This is a genomic window from Tepidimonas fonticaldi (assembly GCF_007556755.1).
Classification (GTDB): domain Bacteria; phylum Pseudomonadota; class Gammaproteobacteria; order Burkholderiales; family Burkholderiaceae_C; genus Tepidimonas; species Tepidimonas fonticaldi.
In genome coordinates, this window is the sequence record NZ_VJOO01000051.1 from 1 (window position 1) to 7,792 (window position 7,792).

The 7,792-nt window shown below is 66.6% G+C and carries 9 protein-coding genes and 1 pseudogene; 2 read left to right on the forward strand and 8 right to left on the reverse strand.

What is annotated here, in order from left to right; all coding sequences use genetic code 11:
- A partial coding sequence (locus Tfont_RS13885; protein ID WP_143969880.1) for a transposase occupies nucleotides 1-601 on the forward strand: 601 nt, incomplete at its 5' end.
- A 66-nt stretch (nucleotides 602-667) separates the two neighbouring features.
- Here Tfont_RS13885 and Tfont_RS13890 read toward each other — a convergent pair.
- The 8 genes from Tfont_RS13890 to Tfont_RS13925 all read right to left on the reverse strand — a co-directional run bounded on the left by Tfont_RS13890 (nucleotide 668) and on the right by Tfont_RS13925 (nucleotide 7,223).
- A protein-coding gene (locus Tfont_RS13890; RefSeq protein WP_143969881.1) for an IS3 family transposase occupies nucleotides 668-1,865 on the reverse strand; the annotation gives its coding sequence in 2 pieces (ribosomal slippage) (nucleotides 668-1,571 and nucleotides 1,570-1,865; 1,200 coding nt in all).
- Nucleotides 1,866-2,012: 147 nt separating this feature from the next.
- Entirely contained in the window at nucleotides 2,013-4,346 is a 2,334-nt protein-coding gene (locus tag Tfont_RS13895) for a hypothetical protein (protein ID WP_143969882.1), read from the reverse strand.
- Between the two features lie 11 nt (nucleotides 4,347-4,357).
- Entirely contained in the window at nucleotides 4,358-5,059 is a 702-nt protein-coding gene (locus tag Tfont_RS13900) for a PilW family protein (protein ID WP_143969883.1), read from the reverse strand.
- A gap of 11 nt (nucleotides 5,060-5,070) precedes the next feature.
- Complete coding sequence (locus tag Tfont_RS13905) at nucleotides 5,071-5,517, reverse strand: hypothetical protein (RefSeq protein ID WP_143969884.1); 447 nt, start codon at nucleotides 5,515-5,517, stop codon at nucleotides 5,071-5,073.
- Nucleotides 5,492-5,959, reverse strand: coding sequence for a prepilin-type N-terminal cleavage/methylation domain-containing protein (locus Tfont_RS13910; protein ID WP_260682411.1), 468 nt, complete (start codon nucleotides 5,957-5,959; stop codon nucleotides 5,492-5,494). The genes Tfont_RS13905 and Tfont_RS13910 overlap by 26 nt, the downstream gene beginning before the upstream one ends.
- Nucleotides 5,960-5,961: 2 nt before the next feature.
- Nucleotides 5,962-6,414 carry a type IV pilin protein gene (locus tag Tfont_RS13915; RefSeq protein WP_143969886.1) on the reverse strand — a complete coding sequence of 151 codons (453 nt, stop codon included), beginning with the start codon at nucleotides 6,412-6,414 and terminating at the stop codon, nucleotides 5,962-5,964.
- Nucleotides 6,415-6,438: 24 nt separating this feature from the next.
- Nucleotides 6,439-6,948 carry a hypothetical protein gene (locus Tfont_RS13920; protein WP_143969887.1) on the reverse strand — a complete coding sequence of 170 codons (510 nt, stop codon included), beginning with the start codon at nucleotides 6,946-6,948 and terminating at the stop codon, nucleotides 6,439-6,441.
- An 11-nt stretch (nucleotides 6,949-6,959) separates the two neighbouring features.
- Entirely contained in the window at nucleotides 6,960-7,223 is a 264-nt protein-coding gene (locus Tfont_RS13925) for a helix-turn-helix transcriptional regulator (protein ID WP_028769813.1), read from the reverse strand.
- Between the two features lie 319 nt (nucleotides 7,224-7,542).
- Between Tfont_RS13925 and Tfont_RS13930 the strand changes: the two are divergent.
- A pseudogene (locus Tfont_RS13930) lies at nucleotides 7,543-7,792 on the forward strand (transposase); the annotation flags it as partial.

Below are 7,792 nucleotides of genomic sequence, written 5' to 3' on the forward strand. Positions count from 1 at the left end.
CCGCTTCGAGGCGTTCTGCCGCCACTGGGACATCGCAGCCCGGGCGTGCGCGCCGTTTCGCGCCCGCACCAAGGGCAAGACCGAGAACGGCGTGGGCTACGTGAAGAACAACGCCATCGCCGGTCATGCCTTCGAGAGCTGGGCGGCGATGCAGGCGCACCTGGCGCGCTGGCAGCGCGAGGTGGCCGATGTGCGCATCCACGGCACGACGGGCGTCACGCCCGCTGAGCGCTTCGAGTTGGAGCGTGCGCATCTGCGCCCGATCGCCGGCATCGCCCCCTTCCTGCAGGTGCGCGAGCTCGTGCGCCGGGTCAATGCCGAGGGCTGCATCGAACTGGACACCAACGCCTACAGCGTGCCGTGGCGGCTGATTGGTGAGATGGTCACGGTCGTCGTCAGCGCCGACACGGTGGTGGTCGAGTACGCCGGCGAGGAAGTGGCCCGCCACGCGCAGCTGCGCGGCAGTCGCGGGCGCAGCATCGAGCGTAGCCATCTGCTGGGTGGGTCACCGCCGCCGGCCGCAATCGAAGTGCCGCCGCCCACCGATGCGCTGCTGCGTCCGTTGGCCGAGTACGAAGCGCTCGTCGGAGGAGGCTGGTGATGCTCGATACCGACCGACTCGACGAACTGACCTTGCCCCTGTTTCGTGTAGCTCTTAACCCACGGTTCACGCGGCCTTTTTACGCTGTGCCTCGTACCAGCGCTGCTCGTACTGCATCGGGCTGAGGTAGCCCAGCGACGAATGCAGCCTGCGGTGATTGTAGAAGGCTATCCAGTCCATCACCGCCTGCCTGGCCTGCTCACGGGTAGCGAATTTGCACCCATGTACGCTAGCTGTTTTCAGCCGACCCCAGAAGCTCTCGGTCGGTGCGTTGTCCCAGCAGTTGCCTTTGCGGCTCATCGATGAACGCATGCCCCAGTCCTTCAAGGCATCCTGGAACTCATGGCTGTAATACTGGCTGCCCCGGTCGCTGTGGAATATCAGTCCAGGAGGTGGCCTGCGGCGCCACCACGCCATGGCCAGCGCGTCCTTGACCAGGTTGGCCTGCATGTGCGGCTGCAGGCTCCAACCCACCACCTGACGGTTGAACAGGTCGATGACCGCAGCCAGGTACAGCCAGCCCTCGTCGGTTTGGATGTAGGTGATGTCGCCACTCCACAGCTGGTTGGGCGCCTCGGGGTTGAAGCGCCGCTGTACCAAGTCGGGCGCCACCGGCAGGCTGTGGCGGCTGTCGGTAGTCACCACGAACTTGCGTTTGGTCTTGGCCCTGATGCCGTGCTGCTGCATGAGCTTGCGCACCCGGTCCTTGCCCACCCGGATGCCCCGGGCCAGCAGTTCCTTGTGCATGCGGGGCCAGCCGTATTCCCCCTTCACCTCGGCGTGGATGGCGCGCATGTACGCCAGCAGGGCTTCGTCACTGTGACGCCGGGCAGGTCCACCGTGGCCCGCCTGCCGCCGGCGCAGCCAGTTGAAGTACCCGCTTGCGCTGACCTCCAGCACCCCGCAGGACACACTCACCGGGTACAGCTTTCTCATTTGGTGAATCCAGGCGTACCTCGCAGCGTGTCCTGCGGAAGGTGGCCGCGGCTTTTTTTGCGATGTCGCGCTCCATGCGAAGGCGAGCATTCTCTGCACGCAACCGGGCTATCTCCATCTGCTCGGGCGAGACCTGGATGCTCTTGCCTCCACCGCCCGCACCGTCCAATTCTCCCTTGGCTGACAGCCGCACCCAGTTGCCCAGGCTCGCTTTGGGAATGCCCAGTACCTTGGCCACCACCGCAATCGCCTGACCCGAGCGGACCTGCCGAACAGCCTCCTGCTTGAACTCTCGCGTGTACTGCGCACGCACCTGCTTGTCACTCATCTCTGAACTCCTTGTCGGTATTTTCAACAAGGGTTAAGAACTCCAGTTTTCAGGGGCAACCTCACAGCAGGGCGGCAATGCCGCCGGCCGGCGGCAGCGAAGGGAATGCGGGCATGCGGGAGATGCTGGCAGGCACGCCCAGGACTGCTACAGGTAGCGGCTCCACTTCATGGCGACGGGCTGCGGCGTGGCCGCAGACGTGCAGCTGCCGCCGGGCAGGTAGCCTTGGTCACGCGTGAGGCGGGTCGTGTCCAGCCTCAGGCCGCCTTGGGTGATGGTGGTGGCGCTGCGCTCATTGGCACCCACAGTGAGTAAACCGGCAATGCTGATGGTGGCGCCGCCGGTGCTGATGCTTTTCCCCAGTATCACGTTACCCGTGATGCCGTTGGGCGCATCCCACGAGTTGGCGCTGAGGTCGCCGTTGGTACCGATGGCCAGGTTGGCCAGCGGCAGGCCTGCGTGCTCCTGCCCTTCGGCGTCGACCCATTTCGCCAGCGAGCTGGGCGTGGTGGACTTGTCGCACAGGTTGGCGGGATAGAAGGGGCCATCGCACACAGGCGAGAGCGGACTGGCGAAGTTGGGCGCCACCAGCGGCCCATGCCCTGAGCCGGTGAGCGTGACTCCGCCGGTGGACAGGATTGTGTTGTACAGCGTGCCTTGGCTGGAGGCTACTCCGTCGATGGTGACCGGGCCGATGAACAGCGCGATGCCGGGTGGGAACTTGGTGATGCCGTTCAAGCGCCAGCCAGTGGCTGGCGTGGCATTGCGCAGGCAGGCCAGGGCATCCCTGTACTGGTTGCTGGGCGACTGGTTGTCGCAGCCGAGGAAGTCCACGCCGTTGATGCGCCGCAGAACCATTGCGCCCGGTGCGGTGGTGGGGACAGGGTCCACCGCCGTCAGGTCGATGCCAGCGCGGTCGATGGACCTGCCGTCGCTCGCCTTCATGTGCTGGATGGTGAGGCGTGGCTTGCCGTTGGCATCGAAGTCGAAGATGTAGTTGGCGGATGAGCGGAAGGCTGCGGCGTCGAAGGTGTCGGTGCGCGTATCGCAGAACGGCGCGCCGGGCAGGCCCGGCGATGTGCCGGCCACGGGGTACTGCACCTTGGGGTGGCTGCTGAGCGGCGTTTTGCCGCTGCCATAGTAAAACTGTCCGGCGATGGAGCCGTCGGTAATCGAGGGGAAATTCCAGCAGTTGCTCGGCGAACTACACCCTCCGGCAATAGCCCAAAGAAAACCGCCGCCGCGCAATTCCTGAATGCTGGCTGTGACAACCTTGAAATCGCCTGCCGGCAAAACCCGCTCGTAGCTTCCGCCATAGCCGCTCATGGTGACGTGGTAGCCCCAGGTCTCCTGTACGGACAGTGTGTGCAGCCCGATGTCGCCCCCGGCGACGTCAGTAGCGTGCAGGGTGAAGCTGTCGGGCAGTTCGGCGCTGCCGCTGGCATTGACTTTCTGGGCAGCGGCTCGGGCGTTCGACACGGCGCCAGTGGCCGAGTCGATCGCGACCCGGGCCATGTCCACCAGGTATTCACCGCCGTCACTGAGCGTGACCAGCAGGTTGCCTGTTGACCAGGGCACCACGGTGCCGGTACGCCAGGGCACGCTGGGGCCGGCCGTGGCGCTGAGGAGCCGCCCGCCGGCGTAGGCAGTGCCGACTTTGACACCCCCCGTCGTCTTCACGTCGGCCTCGTAGGCGCCGGCCTTGAGCGCGTTGTAATTGGCGCTGCCGGTGTTGCCGATGCTGATGGCCCGCGCCCACAGCGTGGCGTTGGTCGGCTGGGCCATGCTGTTGATGCGGATGGTGCCGTTCTGGGAACTGAGCGTGGCGTTGGCATCGATGCCGCCGCCGCTCAAGGTGATGTCGCCTTTGGTGCAGCCCGAAATGATGGCTTGCGAGGCGCTCTCGATCGTGAGGCTGCCGTCGATGGCGAGGTCTGTGTAGTCTTCTCCGCTGGTGAAGCTCGTCGTGCCTCCCGTAATCCGGACGTCGCCCCGCAGAACGGTGGACGTAGGTCTGGGCGTGGCGCACAGGCTGGGCGCCGTGCCGGAGCCCGCGCCGACGGCATAGACCACCTCCAGCACCGCGCGTGCTTCGGCCGACGAATCCGGCGCGGTGACGCCCGTGATGCGCGCGGTGACCGTCTTGGCCGTGCTGTCCGTTGCCGTGATGCGTGCGAGCACGACGTCGGTGACGCCGTCGCCCGAAAGCGTGAGGTCGAAGGGCGTGGCCTTGGCATACAGCGCCGCGAGCTGGCCGCTGTCTTGCAACTGCTGCAGGTACTGCCGCACCAGTTCGGCGCCCGTCCATGCCTTCATCTGTGCCTGGGTCTGCGCATGGACGGCGACGTCCTGCTGCTGGTGGCTGCGGATGTAGTGCGCGGTGCCAAATACCGCTGCCGAGAGCGACAGGCCCACGAGAAGCAGGATCAGCACGGTGGCGATACCGCGCTGCGATGCCATGGGGTGGACGGGACGAAGCATGGCGGAACTCCTCAAGGAGGGGGGGCGGAGGCGGAGACGTTGACCAGGCACTGGCTGGTTTTCAGCTCCACGCCGTTGCTGTTGGCGGCGGTCAGGGTCAGCAGGACTTTTTCGTCAGCGCCCGTGCCGGCGGCGATGCCGAACGGGGTGCAGGCGGCTTTCTGCAAGGTGATGGTGACGAGGGGTGCCGCGGGGGGATCGGCGACGGGTGTCGTGGGGGCATCCATCAACGGCAGCACTGTCGTCCAGGCCAGAGTGGAGAAGGCCGCGGCATCGGCGCAGGGGACCGGGCCGAGCTTGCGCAGGCCACCCTTGTCGCTGAGGCTGGGTGCCAGCAGGGCCGAGCAGCGCGGGCCGCCCGTGGCGTTTTCGGCCCACACGACCGCGTTGCCGGTGGCGCCCAAGGAGACCGATGTGCCCGAGAGGGTGGAGCCGTCCAGTTTCGCGTCTTTGAGCACCACGAGGTGGGTGCCGGCATGCGCCGCGTCGATGCCGTAGCCCGCTTCCTGCGCAGCGATGCCTGCCGACAGGAAGGCCGCGGCGCGCTGTGCGTCGGCCTGGGCGTCCATGCGCGCGGCGGTGGAGGCGCGCACCATCCGCTGGAACAGCATCAAGATGGCGAGCACCAGAACCATGGAGATGACCAGGCCGGTCATCAGGCTGATGAGGGTGATGCCGCGCTGGCGCAGCGGTGCAGGGGGGGGCAAGGGCATGGCGCGTGACTTCATTGGCTCAGGACGATACTGCCGGGGCCCAGCAGTTCACGGGCGCTGTCGGTGTCGGTGTCCTGCGTGGAAAAGACCATGCGCGTGACGGCGGCCTGCGGCAGCGTGACCGACAGCGCCCCGCCCGTGCTGATCGCCACGTCATGCTTTTCGCAGTGCGCGGCGGGCAGTTCCACGCTAACTGCACTGCCGCCCACCGGGGTGAAGGAGAAGGTATGCGGGTTGCTGCACAGATGCGCGATGCCTTGGGTCTCGAGGGCATTGCGCATCTGCGCGACCACGATGCCGTGCGCGGCTGCGTAGCGCTGGGCGGCGAGCATGCGCGCGGCCGCGTAGCTCAGGCCCAGCCCCAGAAGGGCGAGCAGGAGGATGCCGACGAGGGCTTCCAGCAGCGCGTCGCCACGCTGGGCGCGGCGGGGATCAGTGCAGCGTGCCGGTTTCGTCATTCTGAGGGCCTCCTCGGCGCAGGATGAAGGGAATGCTGGCGGCGGGCAGGCCGCGGTTGTCCAGCTCCACGGTGAGCGGTGTGCTGCTGGTCGTGAGCAGGGTGCCGTTCAAGGTGAGGCTTACGCCCTCGGGCAGGCGGGCGGTCCACTGCGGGTTGGGGGCACAGCCGCTGCCGCCTTGCGCCAGGACGTTCAGCGTGACGGCGGTGCCATCGGTCTGCGCTTGCAGGACGGCGGCATGGGCGCCGGTGGCGTTGGGAGCTTCGCAGGGGTTGCGCAGCGCCAGCGCCTTGGCGTTCTCGAAGCCCTGGACCAGCGTGCCCCGGGCTTGCAGCGTGCGTGCGCCGTGCACCCAGTCGGCGGCCAAGGGCGCGGCCATGAGCAGCAGCATCGCCAGGATGGCGAGCGTGACCATCAGTTCGATGAGCGTGAAGCCGCGCATGTTCACCATGTCCCCAGGATGGGACAGCTGCTCGCTGCGTTGCGCTCGTTCTTATGGTTCAGCGTCAACGTGCAAGTCCAGCCGCTGTCGCGGGCGGTCGCGGTAAGGGTGTAGCTGTTGGCGTCGGACGTGACGGCATAGGTGAAGCTGCTGCCCTGCGCAGGGCTCCATGCACTGAAATCGGCATGGCCTACCGGATTCTGGTTGGTGTAGACCGGGTACTTCAGGGACTTCTGGAAGCGGTTTTCCAGCGTCAGGCTCAAGGCCACGAGATCGGCCGAGGCACCGCGCGCGCGGCTTTTCTTCACATAGCGCTCGTAGGAAGGCAGGGCGATGGCGGCCAAGATGGCCACGATGGCGACGACGATCATCAGCTCGATGAGCGTAAAGCCGCCCGCACGGCCTCGACCATCGGCAGACGCGCAGGAACCGCAGGAACCGTAGGGAGACTTCATGGCCGTTTCATGGATAACCATTGGTCATTGGTAAATGGTTTTACGTTCATAGTAATCGATCCCCGAGACGAGGGCCAGCCGGAACGTGGGCTTGCCGGGCTTGACGGTGCGGGCGGCCTCGAACCCGGCGCGCAGTGCCGGCGGCCAGTTGGAGAAGCGCGATTCCGAGACGGAGTACTCGACGTCCAGGTAGTCCTCGACCTTCTCGCCGGCGGCGGCGATGCGCCGGGCGATGGCGGCCAGTTGCACCTGGTCCCAGGACACGCGCTTGGGTTGGTCGACGGTCACGCGCAGCGAGCCGTCGTTGATGTGGATGACGCCGAAGTCCTTGCCGGCCTCAATGCGCGCGGCCTTGGCCCGTTCGCCATAGGCGGCATCGAGCGCCGCGTCGAACTTGGCGCGCGCCTTCTTGAGCCAGTCGAGGGCTTCGTCGAGGTTGCGGCTGATCTCCGCCTTCTGGGCAGGCGGCAGCGCGGCCAGCTGGCCGACGGACATCGCGGCGATGTCGGCGGGGTAGAGGGTCAAATCGCTCATCGCATCCCCCTTCAGCGCGCCGCGCGCTCGGAGGTCGAGTCGTGCAGGGCGCCACGCTCGAACTCGATGACCGACTCCAGGGGGTAGCTGACGCGCTTGGACAGCTTCAGGTAGCGCGGGCCCCGCCCTTCGCTGCGCCAGCGCTGCAGGGTCTTGGGGCTCAGGCCCCAGCGCTGCGCGAGCTCGTTCTCGTTGAGGACCCGACGGTCGCCGGGAGACAGGCTGTTGATCGCATCGACCGGCGACCGGGGGATGGTGCTTGCCGTTGTCGGCATGGAAGCCTCCTATGACGCTGTTGAGGAACAGGTGTCATTGCAGGCTTCGGGTGGCGAACCTTGGAGGGACCGAATGGCGAACCACGCACAAACTTCGGGTTCGCCAATCCGCACGCGTCCATGCCAAAACGGCGAGCACGCGGCTCGCCGTTCTTGGGGACAGGGGGATGGTCAGCGGCCGGTCACTGGGCCGGTGGCGGAAAACCCAGCAGCCGGCGCCGCCTGGATGGTCATTGGGCATTGCCATGCCACGCGGTGGATACGCCGCTGCTCCCCCGTCCCCCACCGTTTTGGGGATTGCGTGGGACATCGGATCGTGGCCAACGAGAGCCACAAGCTCGAAAAGCTGTGCCGCTACATCACGCGCCCGGCGATCAGCGAGCAGCGGCTGTCGATCTCACCGCAGGGTAGGGTGCGGTATCAGATCAAGACGCCGTGGCGAAATGGGACCACGCATGTCGAATGGGATGCGGTGGACTTCATCGCCAAGCTGGCGGCACTGGTCCCGCCACCTCGCGCGCATCTCACCCGCTTCCACGGCGTATTCGCCCCGAATGCAAACCTGCGCG

What these genes read in the sequence shown, in the direction of transcription:
- Tfont_RS13905 (WP_143969884.1), bottom strand. Translation starts at nt 5,517, where the DNA reads ATGACGAAACCGGCACGCTGCACTGATCCCCGCCGCGCCCAGCGTGGC.
- Tfont_RS13915 (WP_143969886.1), bottom strand. Translation starts at nt 6,414, where the DNA reads ATGAAGTCTCCCTACGGTTCCTGCGGTTCCTGCGCGTCTGCCGATGGT.
- Tfont_RS13920 (WP_143969887.1), bottom strand. Translation starts at nt 6,948, where the DNA reads ATGAGCGATTTGACCCTCTACCCCGCCGACATCGCCGCGATGTCCGTC.
- Tfont_RS13910 (WP_260682411.1), bottom strand. Translation starts at nt 5,959, where the DNA reads ATGCGCGGCTTCACGCTCATCGAACTGATGGTCACGCTCGCCATCCTG.
- Tfont_RS13925 (WP_028769813.1), bottom strand. Translation starts at nt 7,223, where the DNA reads ATGCCGACAACGGCAAGCACCATCCCCCGGTCGCCGGTCGATGCGATC.
- Tfont_RS13900 (WP_143969883.1), bottom strand. Translation starts at nt 5,059, where the DNA reads ATGCCCTTGCCCCCCCCTGCACCGCTGCGCCAGCGCGGCATCACCCTC.
- Tfont_RS13895 (WP_143969882.1), bottom strand. Translation starts at nt 4,346, where the DNA reads ATGCTTCGTCCCGTCCACCCCATGGCATCGCAGCGCGGTATCGCCACC.